19 protein-coding genes are annotated in these 16664 nt (G+C 38.0%); 13 read left to right on the forward strand and 6 right to left on the reverse strand.

The window, feature by feature from the left end:
- The first annotated feature begins 111 nt into the window (after window positions 1-111).
- On the forward strand, window positions 112-666 hold the full coding sequence (locus tag J4P91_RS22500; protein ID WP_207995929.1) for a GNAT family N-acetyltransferase: 555 nt from the start codon (window positions 112-114) through the stop codon (window positions 664-666).
- A gap of 198 nt (window positions 667-864) precedes the next feature.
- Here the strand turns inward: J4P91_RS22500 and J4P91_RS22505 are convergent, their stop codons facing one another.
- A complete protein-coding gene (locus J4P91_RS22505) occupies window positions 865-1140 on the reverse strand; it encodes a hypothetical protein (RefSeq protein ID WP_207995894.1) in 276 nt (91 codons plus the stop codon).
- Between the two features lie 137 nt (window positions 1141-1277).
- Between J4P91_RS22505 and J4P91_RS22510 the strand changes: the two genes are divergently transcribed.
- From J4P91_RS22510 to J4P91_RS22525, 4 genes are all read left to right on the forward strand, one after another.
- Window positions 1278-1526, forward strand: coding sequence for a hypothetical protein (locus tag J4P91_RS22510; protein WP_207995895.1), 249 nt, complete (start codon window positions 1278-1280; stop codon window positions 1524-1526).
- A 41-nt stretch (window positions 1527-1567) separates the two neighbouring features.
- Entirely contained in the window at window positions 1568-1951 is a 384-nt protein-coding gene (locus tag J4P91_RS22515; protein ID WP_207995896.1) for a lipase family protein, read from the forward strand.
- 56 nt (window positions 1952-2007) lie between these two features.
- Window positions 2008-2484: a hypothetical protein gene (locus tag J4P91_RS22520; protein ID WP_207995897.1), complete on the forward strand. Its 477-nt coding sequence runs from the start codon at window positions 2008-2010 to the stop codon at window positions 2482-2484.
- 319 nt (window positions 2485-2803) lie between these two features.
- Window positions 2804-3091 carry a hypothetical protein gene (locus J4P91_RS22525; protein WP_207995898.1) on the forward strand — a complete coding sequence of 96 codons (288 nt, stop codon included), beginning with the start codon at window positions 2804-2806 and terminating at the stop codon, window positions 3089-3091.
- Between the two features lie 327 nt (window positions 3092-3418).
- Here J4P91_RS22525 and J4P91_RS22530 read toward each other — a convergent pair whose 3' ends face one another.
- Both J4P91_RS22530 and J4P91_RS22535 read right to left on the reverse strand, forming a co-directional pair.
- Window positions 3419-3562: a hypothetical protein gene (locus tag J4P91_RS22530; RefSeq protein ID WP_207995899.1), complete on the reverse strand. Its 144-nt coding sequence runs from the start codon at window positions 3560-3562 to the stop codon at window positions 3419-3421.
- Between the two features lie 76 nt (window positions 3563-3638).
- Entirely contained in the window at window positions 3639-4361 is a 723-nt protein-coding gene (locus tag J4P91_RS22535) for a lipase family protein (protein WP_207995900.1), read from the reverse strand.
- 197 nt (window positions 4362-4558) lie between these two features.
- Between J4P91_RS22535 and J4P91_RS22540 the strand changes: the two genes are divergently transcribed.
- On the forward strand, window positions 4559-5341 hold the full coding sequence (locus tag J4P91_RS22540) for a MerR family transcriptional regulator (RefSeq protein ID WP_207995901.1): 783 nt from the start codon (window positions 4559-4561) through the stop codon (window positions 5339-5341).
- 36 nt (window positions 5342-5377) lie between these two features.
- Here J4P91_RS22540 and J4P91_RS22545 read toward each other — a convergent pair whose 3' ends face one another.
- The gene (locus tag J4P91_RS22545) at window positions 5378-6160 is read right to left on the reverse strand and encodes a TIGR00266 family protein (RefSeq protein WP_207995902.1); all 783 of its coding nucleotides are present in this window, start codon (window positions 6158-6160) and stop codon (window positions 5378-5380) included.
- A 516-nt stretch (window positions 6161-6676) separates the two neighbouring features.
- Here J4P91_RS22545 and cspD point away from each other — a divergent pair.
- Window positions 6677-6877 carry a cold-shock protein CspD gene (gene cspD / locus J4P91_RS22550; RefSeq protein ID WP_001193054.1) on the forward strand — a complete coding sequence of 67 codons (201 nt, stop codon included), beginning with the start codon at window positions 6677-6679 and terminating at the stop codon, window positions 6875-6877.
- 44 nt (window positions 6878-6921) lie between these two features.
- On the opposite strand, the gene J4P91_RS22555 is transcribed toward cspD, so the two are convergent.
- Window positions 6922-7653, reverse strand: a complete 732-nt coding sequence (locus J4P91_RS22555) for a yteA family sporulation protein (RefSeq protein ID WP_207995903.1) — start codon at window positions 7651-7653, stop codon at window positions 6922-6924.
- Window positions 7654-7829: 176 nt separating this feature from the next.
- Window positions 7830-8783 (reverse strand): 1,4-dihydroxy-2-naphthoate polyprenyltransferase, encoded by a 954-nt coding sequence (locus J4P91_RS22560; RefSeq protein ID WP_017153673.1) that lies wholly within the window; start codon window positions 8781-8783, stop codon window positions 7830-7832.
- A gap of 190 nt (window positions 8784-8973) precedes the next feature.
- On the opposite strand from J4P91_RS22560, the gene J4P91_RS22565 reads away from it, so the two are divergent.
- The 6 genes from J4P91_RS22565 to menC all read left to right on the forward strand — a co-directional run bounded on the left by J4P91_RS22565 (window position 8974) and on the right by menC (window position 16538).
- A complete protein-coding gene (locus J4P91_RS22565; RefSeq protein WP_207995904.1) occupies window positions 8974-10368 on the forward strand; it encodes an isochorismate synthase in 1395 nt (464 codons plus the stop codon).
- Complete coding sequence (gene menD, locus J4P91_RS22570) at window positions 10365-12119, forward strand: 2-succinyl-5-enolpyruvyl-6-hydroxy-3-cyclohexene-1-carboxylic-acid synthase (protein WP_207995905.1); 1755 nt, start codon at window positions 10365-10367, stop codon at window positions 12117-12119. The genes J4P91_RS22565 and menD overlap by 4 nt, the downstream gene beginning before the upstream one ends.
- Window positions 12116-12928, forward strand: coding sequence for a 2-succinyl-6-hydroxy-2,4-cyclohexadiene-1-carboxylate synthase (gene menH, locus J4P91_RS22575; RefSeq protein ID WP_207995906.1), 813 nt, complete (start codon window positions 12116-12118; stop codon window positions 12926-12928). Before menD ends, menH begins: the two co-directional genes overlap by 4 nt.
- Before the next feature lie 82 nt (window positions 12929-13010).
- Window positions 13011-13829: a 1,4-dihydroxy-2-naphthoyl-CoA synthase gene (gene menB / locus J4P91_RS22580; protein WP_207995907.1), complete on the forward strand. Its 819-nt coding sequence runs from the start codon at window positions 13011-13013 to the stop codon at window positions 13827-13829.
- Between the two features lie 150 nt (window positions 13830-13979).
- Window positions 13980-15425 carry an o-succinylbenzoate--CoA ligase gene (locus J4P91_RS22585; RefSeq protein WP_207995908.1) on the forward strand — a complete coding sequence of 482 codons (1446 nt, stop codon included), beginning with the start codon at window positions 13980-13982 and terminating at the stop codon, window positions 15423-15425.
- Window positions 15426-16538 carry an o-succinylbenzoate synthase gene (gene menC / locus J4P91_RS22590; RefSeq protein ID WP_207995909.1) on the forward strand — a complete coding sequence of 371 codons (1113 nt, stop codon included), beginning with the start codon at window positions 15426-15428 and terminating at the stop codon, window positions 16536-16538.
- Window positions 16539-16664 lie beyond the last annotated feature (126 nt).

The following is a 16664-nucleotide window of genomic DNA, read 5'->3' on the forward strand; positions in this document are numbered from 1 at the left end:
GGCTTTTATTTATAGATTGGAGAATATAAAAATAAGTACGTTATATTTTAGTATTGGATTCTTTTTATTATGAAAAAAGTGGATAAAGTAATTATGAACCGAGGTGAAAGTATGCAAAATAGCTATGAACTTCCGAAATTAGAAACAAAGCGTCTGCTACTAACAAAATTAGATATGCCTCATTTAGACGATTTATTTGAAGTCTATTCGAATCCTCAAACGACTACATATGTACCTCGAAATATACATGAAAATAAAGAAGAGACTCAAAGTTTATTAGAGAAGATGATAGAAACAACAAAGGAAGGTAAGTCTTTTGTTTGGTCCGTTATTTTTCAGGAGAATCAAAAAGCGATAGGAACTTGTGGTATTTGGACATTACCGCACAGTAGTGCTTCTTTAGGAGCGGTTATCAGTCCGTTGTATTGGGGAAAGGGCATCATTGTTGAAGCGTTAGAAGAGCTTATAAAGTTTGGATTTCAGGAGTTAAGTTTGAATCGTATTGAAGGAAGATGTGACGTGAAAAATATAGCGTCTGAACGAGTGATGCAAAAGTTAAAGATGACCTATGAAGGAACATTGAGACAAAGTGTAAAAATCAATGAGACATATTGTGATTCTAAGGTATATTCTCTTTTGAAACAAGAATATGATAGTTCCCGGTAAAGTCAAAAAGCTTGGAAGTTTCCAAGCTTTTTAATTTTTTTAGCTTGCTATTGAAATATAAGGCGCTACTGAATATAACATATCAGTTCCACTGTATTCCTCTGTAGCAAAGTATGAGACTATAAATAATAGAACAAGAAAAAGTAAGTTTTTAGTCAGTTTTTTCTTATAATTATTTCGTAATGAAACAACTAGATATTAGTCTTTTTGTGGCAAGTAATCATATCCGATTGAAGTAACTAAGTAATTTTCTTCATATGAAATGGATACATTTAATTTATTATTTTTATCCCCCTTTGGGTGACCGTAAATAAAAATAACTCGTATAGTAGGTTCTAATTGATAACTAGTTACAATCATTTCAACACCTAAGTCTTTTTTTATTGTAGCAATAGCTACTTCCTTTGATTTTTGTATCATAGCTTCTTTTTTTTGTTCTTGTTCTTTAGCTTCGTTTTTTTGCTTTTCTTTCATGATATATACTCCTCCTATAATGATAAGTAGTGTGATGAAAACAGAAAGAAAAATATTCTTTTTCTTCAATATATTACCTTCTTTCTAAAAAAATAGTCTGCAATAAGGATATAATATTTTACAAGGAGAGGAAAGGGATGGCAAAGACTTCCGATTTAGCTTATAGGACATTAGCAGATGATAGTTATAAAAGTGATGATAAGAGAGCAAAAAGTGTTGATGTTAGGAATGAGGCTGGTGAAATAATAGATTCTTGGAAGCCGATAGAGAGTTTTCATGATAAAGAGACAGGCATGGATAGTGTAGTGTATGGAAGAGATACAAATGGTGATGGTAAGCCAGATGATATTACTGTTGCGTTTAGAGGAACAGAGGGGGGGATATAGTAAAAAAAGAAGGTGGATTTGCTTCAGGGTACCCAGATGCTGTGACAGATGCTATGTATATTTTGGATAAAGCGAGTAGCGTTTATCATACTAATCGTATGACTGCTGATGGAACAGAAAAGGGTATGAAAAGTGATTATAATCAATTTTTAGAAGCGGATCTTATAGTAAAGGCAATGAAGAAAAAGTATCCTGATGCAAATATATCGACGACAGGTCATTCTTTAGGTGGTGCAAATGCAGAATATGCAGCAGCAATGAATGACGTTCCTTGTGTTTCTTATAATGCTCCCAATGTTCAACATTTATTGCCAGAAGATGTAAGGAGAATGGTTGAAGAAGGGTATTTTAAGCATAAAATAACAAGTTATGTACATCCAAAGGACTCAATTGTGCAGGTGCGTTTGAAGGTGAAAAACATATAGGAACGACATATTATATTGCACCTCCTGAAAAACATAATTATGAGTCTGGTTTTTGGATGTTGAAAGAGAATCTAGAACGTTTTGTTGATTCAGTAAGCGATAAGCCAGGGTGGCATTATTTAAATCATTTTAAATTCGATAAAGATGGAAATATTGCAAATGATTTTTTAATGAATTGGGATACAAAAGAGCAAATATCAGAATCTCCAAGAAAAGGAGTGTCTGTTTCAGCTAATGGTGAGATTCAAGTTGATTTAGTTGTGTTGGAAGAAGCGGCTCGTAAGATGCGATATAGTGCAGAACAGTTTTACAATCAAGTTCCAAGAGTGATTGAAGAAGTCATGCGTTGTTTTAGTTCTACACAAAGTGAACGAATAGGAAGAAAAATTCGCGAATTACATCAAGCATTAGATACAACAAGTCGTATATATGCAGCAAGGGCCTATGAAATTAGTGAATTTGTTCAGAAGAAAAAAGATGAGTATCAACGTACGGATGAAAACTATACAGGGTTTGGGTGGTTGAAAAAATGAAACATATATATTTTAATGAGAATGATATAGAAGAAGGTTTTAAATGCTTAAAAAACTTGATGGAAGAGATTAAGAATCATGAAGTTGTAATGATATACATAGTTTGATACAGGCAGGATGGTCACAAAATGGTGCAGGGAAAAAGAGATTGAAGATTTAGAGAATTTACAAAAAGAGTTGAAGCATTCTGTGGAGGAAATAAAGGATAAGAAAAAGCAGTTGAGAGATGATTGGGAATATGTGAAAGCGATGGATAGAAGTATTTATAGATAGAATTATAAAAAATTTTAGCTGTATATATCATATAAGGAGCAACAGAATGCAAAAAACTTTATTCTGGTCTTTAATTAGTTGTTGGGTTTGTATAGTATTTATTTTTATATTTTCTTTGACTCCTTTTGGTTATTATTTCGGGAAGTTTACAGGGATACCTCCAGAGTATTTTGCGATTAGTGTGCTATTTGGATCTTTTGTCATAAGTATTATAGGTTTACAAGGAGTACGGAGTGGCAAAACAGCTTTTATCGGTATTTTAAATTTACTAATTAATGCAGGGCTTTTTGTTTGGCTGATATGTATTACATTATTGAATACGCTATTTGGATAGATTCATATTTAGAATAATAATGAACAGTGATTGATATTACCGTTTTAATAACTGCTAGTATAAATAAAATTCATACGATTTATAGAATTATAGGGTAATAGATTCGTATAAAGTACTTCTTTTATTTTACAGATTTAGTGACGTATCATGATTAAACTAGACAGTTAAACTGTTCATAAAAACCGGATTGGTGAGGGCTAATAATCAGTGGGGGATGAAGAAAAAAACACTGATTAAAGTTTCACTTTATGAAGGAGAATGAATTGAATTCGTAAAGTAAAGGTATGCAAAGCAAAAACAGCTTGGAAACTTCCAAGCTGTTTTTGATTATTCCACTATGGAGATATAAGGCGTCACCGAATACAGCATACCAGTCCCACCATATTCCTCTGTAGCGAAGTATGAGAATGTAAAGAAACCTGTGACTGCAAAAATTATAACGAGAAAAATTGCAAAGAAATATTTTAGCATGTATGGTCCCCTCATCCGAAGTTAGTTACATATATTATTATAATATACTATCATTGTGTTTCCAAATGTTTCCGTATCAAAAATGAGAAGTCAGACATGCTTTGTATGTTGTCATGGAATGGTTGTTAGTGATGGATTTTGTGTTTTTCGTAAATGTCATATTGTGATGAACATGTGCATATTCCCAGTCTTGGTCATTAAAATGTAATTTACGAGGGGGAAGAAGAGGGACGACATCGAATAAATTAACGAAGCGAAAGCTGCTGGCTACTTGCAGCTTATAGTAGTTTCGAAAGATGATATCCCCAACCTTTGGAGAAGCGAAGTTATAGAGACCGTATTGTGCAAATGCAGTGTTAACGCGTGCATCTAATATGTGTAGTGTAGCAAGTGCTCCGCCTAGGCTATGTCCTGTAGCAAGAAGTGTTTTATGTGCTGGTAAAGAGACGAGCATATCCATAATCGTATCGCGGCAAGACTCGTAAGTAGAGAGAAAGCCGTTATGAACGTTGCCGCTATTTAGTGCATATGGATAAGGCTTTTGATTAACAAGAGAATCAATAACCCAATCTGGCTCCGTTTGTGTTCCCCGAAAGGCAACGATGATGGTATCTTCAGATTCTAAGATGAAACCAAACCATTCTGTTGTTTGAAGCGCTTTAGCTTGAAAACCTTGTACATATTGAAATCCATCAGGTATTTGAAAAACTCCATTTTGTTTATATTGTTCATATGTTAACTCGCAGCAAGAAGCTAACAATATGGCGGTATCTTTGTCAAAGGATAAAGGAGCACGCATCAAGAAAGCCCTCCTCAAGAAGAAAAGTATAGTTCAATATATGATTCAAAGAGGGGAATCATTCTTTGAGTAGCTTTAAAACAAAGCGAGATAAAAAAGTGAATGTTTTTTACTAATTAACACTTGAACCTCCAGTTACGTGAGGAAGTATGATTTGGGTAACCACATCGGTAAAAAGAATGTAGGGGGAAATTAAGATGAGTAAAAGTGAAAATTATTCAATTGGAGAGTTTTCTAAAAGAACAGGCACATCAATACGGACGCTACATTATTATGATGAAATTGGATTACTAACACCAGAAAAACATTTTAGTTCCAGACATCGAATATATAAAAATAAAGATATCTTAACGTTGCAAAAGATAGTGAGTCTTAAATTTTTAGGATATAGTTTAGATGAAATACGTGTAATGATAAATATGGCTAGCTTTAACGTAAGCTTAAAAGAAACATTACAAAGTCAGAAACAAGCTTTTGAAGAAAAAAAGGAACATATCGAAACTTCTTTGAAAGCAATTAATCGAACAATTACTTTATTAGAAGATGAAGGGCAAGCAGATAGCGCCATTTTAATGAGTTTAATTCGTAATATACAAAAAGAAAGGGAACAACGCCTATGGCTTGAGGAATACATGGATAAGGAAGTCGTTGATCGGTTATACGATAAATCTGAAGAAGAGATGGTGGCATTGGATAAAGAATTTATTCAGTTGTCGAAGGAAGTAAAGAGATTATTTGGGAAGCCAGTCCATGATCCAGAGGTACAGAAGCTTGTCGATCAACATATGAAGGCAACTCTTACATATGTGGGAGAAGAGGCGGTATATTCTTTGAATGAATTAGAAAATATGGAAGATCAGTATGAGAATATGATTCCGTCTCCGTATACAAAGGAAGAGGAAGAATGGTTAAAACGAGCAATGGAGTATTATATGATTCAAAACGGTATGTATAGTCCTACAGAAGAAGAGGATAAGTGAAAAATCGCTACGTCTTATGACGTAGCGATTTGTTTTTTATTCTTTACCATCTAATAGGCGACCAAGTCCACCTAACACGCTACCTTCTCCGCTACTTTGAGCTGCAGGATTTGTAAGACGTGCTGCTAAACGGCTTAATGTTAAGGATTGAAGCCAAACAGTTCCTGGACCTTCTAACGTTGCGAAGAATAAACCTTCTCCGCCGAATAGAGCAGTTTTCACATTTCCTACAAATTGAATATCGTAGTCAACATCTTTTGTCATCGCAACGAGACAACCCGTATCGATACGTAATCTCTCGCCAGGTTTTAGTTCTCGTTTATAGATTGTTCCACCTGCATGCATGAAAGCAAGTCCGTCACCTTCAAGCTTTTGCATAATGAAGCCTTCACCGCCGAAAAAGCCGCTACCGATTTTTTTCGTGAATTCAATTCCGATTGAAACCCCTTTGGCTGCACAAAGGAAAGCGTCCTTTTGACAAACGACTTTTCCTTGATACTCTCTTAAATCAACTGGGACGATTTTCCCAGGATACGGTGCAGCAAATGATACGTGACGTTTGCCATGACCTGTATTTGTGAATACAGTCATAAACATACTCTCACCTGTAACGAGACGCTTTCCAGCACCCATTAGTTTACCGAAAAGACCGCTAGATTTTCCAGCACCGTCACCGAAGACTGTTTCCATTTCAATATGGTCTTCCATCATCATCATTGCACCAGCTTCTGCAATAACACTTTCCTCTGGATCTAATTCAATTTCAACGAACTGCATATCATCGCCGTATAATTTATACTCAATTTCATGTGCTTTCATTATTTTCACCTCATATGTAGTGGATACTAATATTGTACAGAAATTAATGAGATTAGAAAACTGTAGTTTTGTTAATTTTCAAATAAAAACCCATTTTGATTTTTCAACATTTAAGTCACTGCTGTAAAAATAAGAAGGGACCTCCACTCATTTTCTCTTTTTGTTTTCATATGGTATGTGCTGGAAAAGGATATGACCGTTTCTATGCAAGGTCGGATGTTCCCTTACACTTAAATAAAAAATTAAGTTTTATGTCGGTTTTTCAATTTGGATTTATATAGTTTACATATTTTGTGAACTTTTAAAAAAAACATGAGAAAAATGCTGAAATGAAAGTGTTCTCATTTGACGTTTTTGATATAGCGTGATATAGTGAAATCACTATTGAGCTACATAATGTGGTACGGAAATAAAGCGTGTTTAATTCAAGGCGTTAGGTCTGAGATACATCATGTCCTTTATATCCACCTTTTCATGTGGATTCATAGTTTCATTTTTATTTAGGAGGTACATGACATGCAAACAGGTAAAGTTAAATGGTTTAACAGCGAAAAAGGTTTCGGTTTCATCGAAGTTGAAGGTGGAGACGATGTATTCGTACATTTCTCAGCTATCCAAGGTGACGGCTTCAAAACTTTAGAAGAAGGTCAAGAAGTTTCTTTCGAAATCGTTGAAGGTAACCGTGGACCACAAGCTGCTAACGTTACAAAAAACTAATTAGCTAGCGAGAAAAAAGCATTCCGAATTTCGGAATGCTTTTTTTATGCCTTCGAACCAGACTCATCCGAAGATAATTCCCCTTTATAAGTGCGTTCTTCAAAATCATCTAGCATTTGTTCATATTCCTCATGTGCTTCTGTCGCATAAACTTGCGGATTCTTTCCATACATATCTGTTCCGATGAAGTTCTCAAAATCTTCTACGTAACCGCGAGGTTCTTCAGCGTCTACATACATTTCATTAAAGTTTTTAGAATCGCGGCGTTCTAAATCCGATGGTGTTTCTGATGTTCCATATAAAGCGACGTCCTGCCAAGCATCCTCTGCATCGTATCCTACGGCACTATCCATATCATATTTGCCAAACGGTGGCTCTACTAATTCTTCTTCAATAGGACGTGCATCTAGGTTCAATTTATTCGTTGTATGTTCAATACAAGTTGTAGCGGTCGGCATTGCTTCTAATCTTTCTAGCGGAATTTCTTCACCAGAAACTTCGCAAACACCGTATGTGCCAGCTTCAATTTTTTGCAAGGCGTGTTTTGTATCTTGCAGTTGCTTATGCCAAAATTCAATCAGTCCAAAATCTTTTTCGCGTTCGTATAATTCGGTACCCATATCGCCAGGGTGATTATCATAAGCTGATAATTCTCCCACAGATTCCCGTTCAGAAGCACGGTCTTCACCCTCATGATTTTGCAGCGTTTGTTCTAGCTCTTGTTTTTGCTTTTCTAAAATAGACTTAAAATGATTGGTTTGTTGTGGAGTTAACATTGTATCCACCTTCCTACAATTCGGTTTCTTTATGTAGTATGAGCTGGATTGTGGGAATTATGAGGAGGAATTTAGAGAGATAGCAGCGTCGTGAAATGTCGAACGATCGATAGGTTGTGTCGAACCGCCGATATATTTTGAAAATGAAAAAAGAAGCTGCTCTAGCAGCTCCTTTTTTATAGGAAATATCCAAGTAACAATCCGATTCCCATTAAGAAACCAAAGATTGTATTTGTTTTTGCAGTCGCAACCATTGCGGGTGCCATTTCCATTGGAATGCTTTTGCCGATAAATCCTTTTGTCGCTTTAAATGCTTTCGGTGCACTTAGGAACACGATCAGCATCCATGGAGATACGATTCCGACAATGATGAGGGCAATCGTCCAAATGTAGGAAACGATAAACATAGAAGCAAGGACACCTATTGCGTTCTCACGTCCAACAATAATTGCTAATGTGTTACGGCCGTTTTCTTTGTCTCCATCTAAATCACGAATGTTGTTGGAAAGTAAAATCGCTCCAATTAAAATTGAATTTGGAATGGATACTAAAATAATTTCTGATGTTACAGTTCCTGTCTGGATGAAAAATGAAATACCAATAATAATAACACCCATAAATAATCCTGCTGTTAATTCTCCAAAAGGTGTATAGGCAATCGGAAGTGGACCACCTGTATAAAGGTAAGCAACAGCCATACAAACAAGACCGATTGCAGCAAGCCACCAGCTAGAGTTCATACAAATATAAACGCCTAATAGCATCGCGATACCGAAAAATCCAAATGCTAAGTTCAGTACTGTTTTTGGCTGAATGCCGTCGCGGACAATTGCACCGCCGATTCCGACTGAACCTTCATGATCTAACCCTCTTTTATAATCAAAGTATTCGTTAAACATGTTTGTTGCTGCTTGAATGAGAAGACAAGCAAGAAGCATGATAAAGAAAAGAGGGAGATGTATTTGATTAATACCGCCTACTTGCATTGCATAAGCTGTTCCGATAAAAACAGGAACAAAAGCTGCTGTTAATGTATGAGGACGCAATAAACTCCACCAAATGCGCCAACCAGTTTGCTTACTTGGCTTTGGCGGCATAGGAGAGGAATTCGTTTCTATTTTCATTTCCATGTTGATTCCTCCTGTCACATAAAGTACACAATTAAGTGTAGGAAAAGCATCATTTAGTGTCAACGTTTATTTTCTAGGAACGGAAGGTGAATTTCTCAGAAATGCTAAACGTTGACAGGGCTTTCGTTTGAGGTGTATCTTAAAATCAAGCGTATTTATGACTATTTTTCGCCCATAGGGGGGAGACTTTGTGATTCAGACGAAACAAAAAGATTTACAAGAAGTGCTTGTTACAGCTATTGAACGTGCGACGAATGAAAAAACATTGGTTAGTTTTGTAAAACAAATAGATTGGATGGATCCGCTTCTTTTTTATGCAGCAGGAAAACGGATTGCATCCGAAAATAGATGTTATTTTGCAGACCCAGCGCAGCATGTCATATTTGCTGGAATTGGCTCTGTTTTCACTATAGCAAATTCTTCTGACAAACGCTTTCAAAATGCCCGCGAAGAGTGGAGTAAAGTACAGGAGAAAGCAATTGTTCACAGGGAAGAATATGAATTTGGAACGGGTCCACTTTTATTTGGTGGTTTTTCATTTGATCCAGAAAAAGAACAAACGGATCTTTGGAAAGAATTTAAAGATACAACATTATCGTTACCGACTTTTCTTTTAACAGTAAAAAATGAAAAGGCATGGTTGACGATTAATACATTTGTTTCAGCGGAAGATTGTGCAGAGAAGATTTATGAAGAAATTGTCTCTCTAGAAGAAAGAATTTTGCAAGAGAATAAGCGTCCGCTTGCAGAAGCAAAATTAACGGTAACTTCTAAAGTAGAAGTTGATCCAAAAGGCTGGATGAACGCGATTGTAAAAGTGCAGGATGAAATGAAAAAAGGAAGCGTACAGAAGGTTGTATTAGCGAGAGAGTTAAAACTAGTGATGGATCAAAATATTGATTCTGCTCGTGTTTTAGAAGCACTCCGCATTGGACAACCGGATTGTTACCTATTTTCCTTCGATTATAAAGGGGCATGCTTCTTAGGAGCAACGCCTGAGAGATTAATTCGAAAAGAAGGCGAGAAATTTACGTCGATGTGTCTTGCTGGTTCGATTGGTCATGGTAATTCTATAGAAGAAAGTAAGCAAAATGGTGATGCACTTCTTCATGATGAAAAGAATTTAGCAGAGCATGGTTATGTAGTAAATATGATTCGCGGTGTATTAACAGAGCATTGTAAATCAGTCAATATTCCGCAGCGCCCAGGTTTATTAACAACAAAAAATTTATTACATTTATATACACCAGTTGAAGCAAAAGGTGACGCATCGCTTCTTTCGATGGTGGAAGAACTGCATCCAACGCCAGCACTTGGTGGTACGCCTCGCCTTGAAGCAATGAAACTCATTCGTGATGTAGAGTTATTAGACCGTGGATTGTACGGAGCACCAATCGGCTGGATAGATGACAAAGGGAACGGTGAATTTGCGGTAGCACTGCGCTGCGGGCTATTGAATGGTGACAAGGCATCCTTATTTGCCGGCTGCGGTATTGTGATTGATTCAGTACCACAGCTTGAATATGAAGAAACAAGTTTGAAGTTTAGACCGATGCTTAGTGCTTTGGAGGAATTAATGAAATGAATAATCATATAGAAGCATTATCATATTATTTAGGCGCGTTTGTGGACGAACTAGCGTGTCTAAATGTATGTGATGTTGTCATTAGTCCAGGTTCACGGTCAACACCGCTAGCCTTACTAATGCAGCAACATGAACAGATAAAAACATATTTGCATGTAGATGAACGATCAGCTGCCTTTTTTGCGCTCGGGATTGCGAAAGCGAAGAAGCGCCCTGTAGCGATTTTATGTACATCAGGGACAGCTGCAGCGAACTATTATCCAGCAATTTGTGAAGCTTTTCATTCACGTGTACCACTGCTTGTCTTAACAGCAGATAGACCACATGAACTAAGAGATGTTGGTGCACCGCAGGCAATGAATCAGCTGAACTTATATGGCTCCTTTGTGAAACAGTTTATGGAGATGGCACTGCCAGAAGCTAGAGAGCCTATGTATCATTATGCTCGTATGACAGCTGGGCGTGCTGTTGCAAGTGCATTGCTTGTACCAAAGGGACCTGTCCATATTAATTTTCCACTTCGGGAGCCATTGATCCCTGACTTTTCTTTAGAGGAATTATGGGAAAAAGGACGAGGTGAATATACAGGGGCAGTTCATCAAGGAAGCATGACGATGACGAGTGAATATGTAAGTTCTCTTACAGAGCGCCTTTCGAGTATGGAAAAGGGGCTTATTGTTTGTGGAGACGATAGTCATCCAGAGATTGCTGAAGGTATCACGCAGTTTGCTGAACAAACCGGGTATCCAATTTTAGGAGATCCGCTTTCAGGCCTTCGAAGCGGTGATCATGATAAATCAATGGTAATCGATTGCTATGATACATTTTTACGAAATGAATTGTTAAAGGATGCATGGAAGCCAGATGTCATTATTCGTTTTGGCGGTATGCCTGTATCGAAAGCATTAACGCAATATATAAAGAAACAAGAGACTGCTGTCCATATCGTTGTAGATGAATCAGGAAAATGGAGAGATCCAGCTCTTGTAGCGACGGAAGTTGTATGTGCAAGCGACGTCTCGTTTTGTAAAGCAATTATAGATAATATGCAAAAGCGAGAACAGAATGATTGGTGCGGGATGTGGAAACATATAAACGATAAAACGAAGAAAAAGCTTCGTGAAATCGAAACATATGAAACAGCGTTTGAAGGAAAAGTGATTACAGATATTGTGCATGTGTTACCAGAGGAAGCGACGTTATTTGCCAGCAACAGTATGCCAATTCGTGACACAGATACATTTTTCTTTAACACAGATAAAAAAATTCATGTCATGGCAAACCGTGGTGTGAATGGAATTGATGGAATTATTTCAACAGCCCTAGGAGCGAGTACTGTTTGTGAGCCGCTCGTATTAGTAATTGGTGATTTATCATTTTATCATGACCTAAATGGATTACTAGCAGCAAAATTACATGATTTAAACGTAACAATTGTTGTTGTAAATAATGATGGTGGTGGCATCTTCTCGTTCCTACCGCAATACGAGTCAAAAGAACATTTTGAATCATTATTTGGAACACCGATTGGACTTGATTATGAACATGTTGTCAAAATGTACGGAGGTTCATTTGCACGTGTAAATGGTTGGGAAGCATTTCGTGAAGAAGTACAAAAAGGAACAATGGAAAAAGGGTTACATGTTGTGGAAATTTGTACAAATCGAGAAGAGAACTTGCAGTTACACCGTGAATTATGGGCCAATACATCAAAGACTGTTACAGCATTATTGCAAGGTGAAGCAGAGTGAAAGTAACGCTAGAAGGTGTAATATATGAATATGAAGTAGTGGGAAGTGGAGAGCCGCTTCTACTTCTTCATGGTTTTACGGGTAGCATGGAAACGTGGCGTGCGTTTATTCCTTCGTGGAGTAAGCAGTTCCAAGTCATCACAGTTGATCTTGTTGGACATGGGAAAACAGAAAGCCCCGAGGAACTTACGCATTATGATATTCAAAATGTAGCTTCACAAATAATGGCTTTACTAGATCATCTACTTATCGAAAAAGCACATATACTTGGCTATTCGATGGGCGGAAGACTGGCGATTACGATGGCATGCTTATATCCAAAGCGCGTGAAATCTCTTTTATTAGAGAATTGCACAGCTGGACTTGAGATGGAATCGGATCGGAAAGATCGCCGCATGAAAGATGAACAGCTTGCAGATCGAATTGAATTAGAAGGAATAGAAGCCTTCGTAAATAGATGGGAAAATATCCCGCTATTTACAACGCAAAAAAAGTTGCCACGAGATGTACAAGAGGCAGTAAGACACGAGCGGCTTGCCAATAATCCAAGAGGACTTGCAAATAGCTTAAGAGGTATGGGAACAGGTGCGCAACCTTCTTGGTGGAATCAGCTTGCAGAGCTCAAAATGCCTGTTTTATTAATGAATGGAGAGAGCGATCAAAAGTTCTTTCACATCTTAAAAAATATGCAAAAACGCATCCCTCACGCGAAATTTGTCAAAATTGATGGAGCTGGCCATGCAATTCATGTGGAACAACCGCAAAAGTTTGGTACAATAGTAGAGGGATTTCTTAAAACCATACGGTGACACTTTTTTCTTTTGAAGAGAGTGACGCTTATAGAGAGGCTAGTGGATAACCATTAGCACAATAAAAAAGGAGGTAAGAGTAATGGCTATTGAATGGATAAAAGAAGGCAATTACGAAGATATTATTTATTCCACATACAATGGTATCGCAAAAATTTCGATTAACCGCCCTGAAGTACATAACGCATTCCGTCCTAAAACGGTAATGGAGTTAATCGATGCATTTGCACACGCACGCGATGATGCAAATGTTGGCGTTATCATTTTAACTGGTGAAGGTGGACGTGCATTCTGTTCTGGCGGCGACCAAAAAGTTCGCGGTCATGGTGGATATGTAGGTGAAGACCAAATCCCACGCTTAAACGTATTAGACTTACAACGTTTAATTCGCGCAATCCCTAAACCAGTTATCGCAATGGTAGCAGGTTATGCAATTGGCGGAGGACACGTACTGCATATCGTATGTGACTTAACAATCGCAGCAGACAACGCTGTATTCGGACAAACTGGTCCTAAAGTAGGTAGCTTTGATGGCGGATACGGTGCAGGTTATTTAGCTCGTATGGTAGGCCATAAGAAAGCTCGTGAAATTTGGTACCTATGCCGTCAATACAGTGCACAAGAAGCGCTTGATATGGGCTTAGTAAACACAGTTGTACCATTAGACCAATTAGAAGCAGAAACAGTACAATGGGCAGAAGAAATCTTAGCAAACAGCCCAATGGCACTTCGTTTCTTAAAAGCTGCATTCAATGCAGATACAGACGGTTTAGCTGGTATCCAGCAACTAGCGGGAGACGCAACGTTATTGTACTACACAACTGACGAAGCAAAAGAAGGCCGCGACGCGTTCAAAGAAAAACGCCGTCCAGACTTCGGACAATTCCCTCGTTTCCCTTGATCAAAAGCGGAAGCAGCTCGTTCAGAATAGGAAGAAGCGAAGCCACCGACTATTCTAGCTGCTGCAGCTAGACAGATCAAAAGTGGAAGCAAAAAACAAGAGACTTGATTCTACATCAAGTCTCTTTCTTTCATGGAAGGAGAATGTGTAATGGAGACGATGCCCAATTGGTTAATGCAACGTGCCTTTTTAACGCCAGAGCGCACTGCGATTGAAACGAGAGAAGAAACAATCACATTTTTAGAACTGCATGAAAAAGTATTATCTGTTTGTGAACACTTTTCACACTTACAAGTAGAAAAAGGTCAAAAAGTGGCTGTTCTGATGAAAAATAGTATCGAGATGATTACGGTAATTCATGCCTTGTCTTATGTAGGGGGAGTAGCTGTACTTCTAAATACACGTCTTTCAAGAGAAGAGCTACTTTGGCAAATGGAAGATGCTGAAGTTGTTTGCTTAGTAACGGACCAAGAATTTGAAACGGAGCAGGTACCTGTCTACGCATTTGGAGAGGTAGTGAATGGACAAAAGACATATGCAGTTGTTCAAGAGGAGTTCTCTTTAGAAGAAGCGATGACCATTATTTATACGTCAGGGACAACTGGGAAACCGAAAGGCGTTATCTTAACTTACGGTAATCACTGGGCGAGTGCTGTCGGATCATCACTGAACTTAGGGCTTCGCGATGATGATTGTTGGTTAGCATGTATGCCGATGTTCCATGTAGGCGGGCTATCTCTTTTAATGAAAAATATTATGTATGGTATGCGCATATTACTCGTTCCGAAATATGATCCTGATTTTATTCATGAGGCAATAAAAAAACGAGGCGTTACAATTATATCGGTCGTTTCTAAGATGGTAACGGACCTATTAGAAAGACTTGGGGAGGAAACATACCCTAACTCTTTACGCTGCATGTTACTAGGCGGAGGGCCAGCGCCGAAGCCATTATTAGAAACTTGTGTGACAAAAGGAATTCCTGTGTATCAAACATATGGTATGACGGAAACTTCCTCACAAATTTGCACACTATCAGCTGATTATATGTTAACGAAGGTGGGATCAGCAGGAAAACCTCTTTTCCCATGCCAGCTTCGAATTGAGAATGATGGTAAGGTTATGCCGCCAAATGTAGAAGGCGAAATTGTTGTAAAAGGGCCCAATGTAACATATGGCTATTTTAAGCGTGAGGACGCAACGCGTGAAACAATAACAAATGGCTGGCTTCATACTGGTGACCTTGGGTATTTAGATGAAGAAGGATTCTTATATGTATTAGACCGCCGCAGTGATTTAATTATTTCAGGCGGAGAAAATATTTATCCAGCGCAAATTGAAGAAGTACTGCTTGCGCATCCTATGGTAGCAGAAGCTGGTGTTGTTGGGAAAGCAGATGAACGGTGGGGACAAGTGCCAGCTGCTTTTATTGTAAGAGCAGGCCATGTAACAGAAGAAGAACTGATTAGATTTTGTGAAGAAAAATTAGCAAAATATAAAGTACCAAAAGAAGTCCATTTCTTACATGAGCTACCACGTAATGCTTCGAAAAAATTGTTAAGACGGGAATTAAGGCACCTGCTGGAGGAAATGTAAATGAGAATTAAAAAGGCGACGCTTTATGTAACAGAAATGCCGCTTGTTACTCCTTTTGCAGCAAGTTATGGAACATATGAAACGCGGGAAAGTATTGTCATTGAACTTGAGGATACGGACGGATATATCGGTTTTGGGGAAGTCGTTGCTTTTTCGGAGCCATGGTACACAGAAGAAACAGTAACAACAGCACTACATATGCTCCAGGATTTTTTATTACCAAATTTATTTAAAACTGAAATTACGCATCCAACAGAAATTCCCCATGTATTTCAACATATAAAGCGTAACCGTATGGCAAAAGCGGGAATAGAAGGTGCCGTATGGGATTTGTATGCGAAACGTCAAAATCAATCAGTAGCGACTTTACTTGGCGGGACGCAGTCAGAAATTGAAGTTGGTGTTGTGATTGGGCTAGATACGATTCCAAATATGTTAAAAAGAATTGAAATGTATGCGGAAGAAGGTTATAGACGTTTTAAAGTGAAAATAAAGCCGGAACTTGATTATGAGTTGCTGAAGGAGATACGAAGGGCTTTTCCACAAATTCCATTAATGGCTGATGCGAATTCAGCGTATACGTTAGCGGATACTGAGCGATTAAAAAGGTTAGACAAATTTCAGTTAATGATGATTGAACAGCCTCTAGCAGATAACGATTTTCTCGATCATGCCAAGCTCCAAAAACAAATGGAAACACCGATTTGTTTAGATGAAAGTATTCATAGCTTAGAAGACGCAAGAGTGGCAATTACGCTCGGTAGTTGCCGCATTGTGAACATTAAACCTGGGCGAGTGGGTGGATTAGCAGAGTCGATTAAAATTCATGATTATTGTCAGCAGCATGGTATTCCCGTTTGGTGCGGTGGTATGGTTGAAATGGGGATTTCACGCGCGCAAAACATTGCGTTAGCATCACTCCCAAACTTCACGATTCCAGGTGATATTTCTGCTTCTAGTAGGCACTGGGAGCAAGATATTATTTCACCAGAAGTCACGCTGCAAGGCGGAAAAGTGATTATTCCAAAAAAGGCTGGGCTTGGATATAACGTAAACCGGGAAAGATTAGAAGAAATCACAAGAACACGTAAAGAGTATAGTCAAAATAACTAATAATTTTAAGGTGATACGATGAAGTCAAGGATGAACGCATTAAGGAAATAGCAATGGAATTGATTGAGTCCGAGGAAGATAGCAAATATCGAAAGAAATATTTGTCCGCCTGGAAATAAGAAAAAA

The sequence above is a fragment of the Bacillus sp. XF8 genome, from assembly GCF_017498755.1.
GTDB classification, from domain to species: domain Bacteria; phylum Bacillota; class Bacilli; order Bacillales; family Bacillaceae_G; genus Bacillus_A; species Bacillus_A bingmayongensis.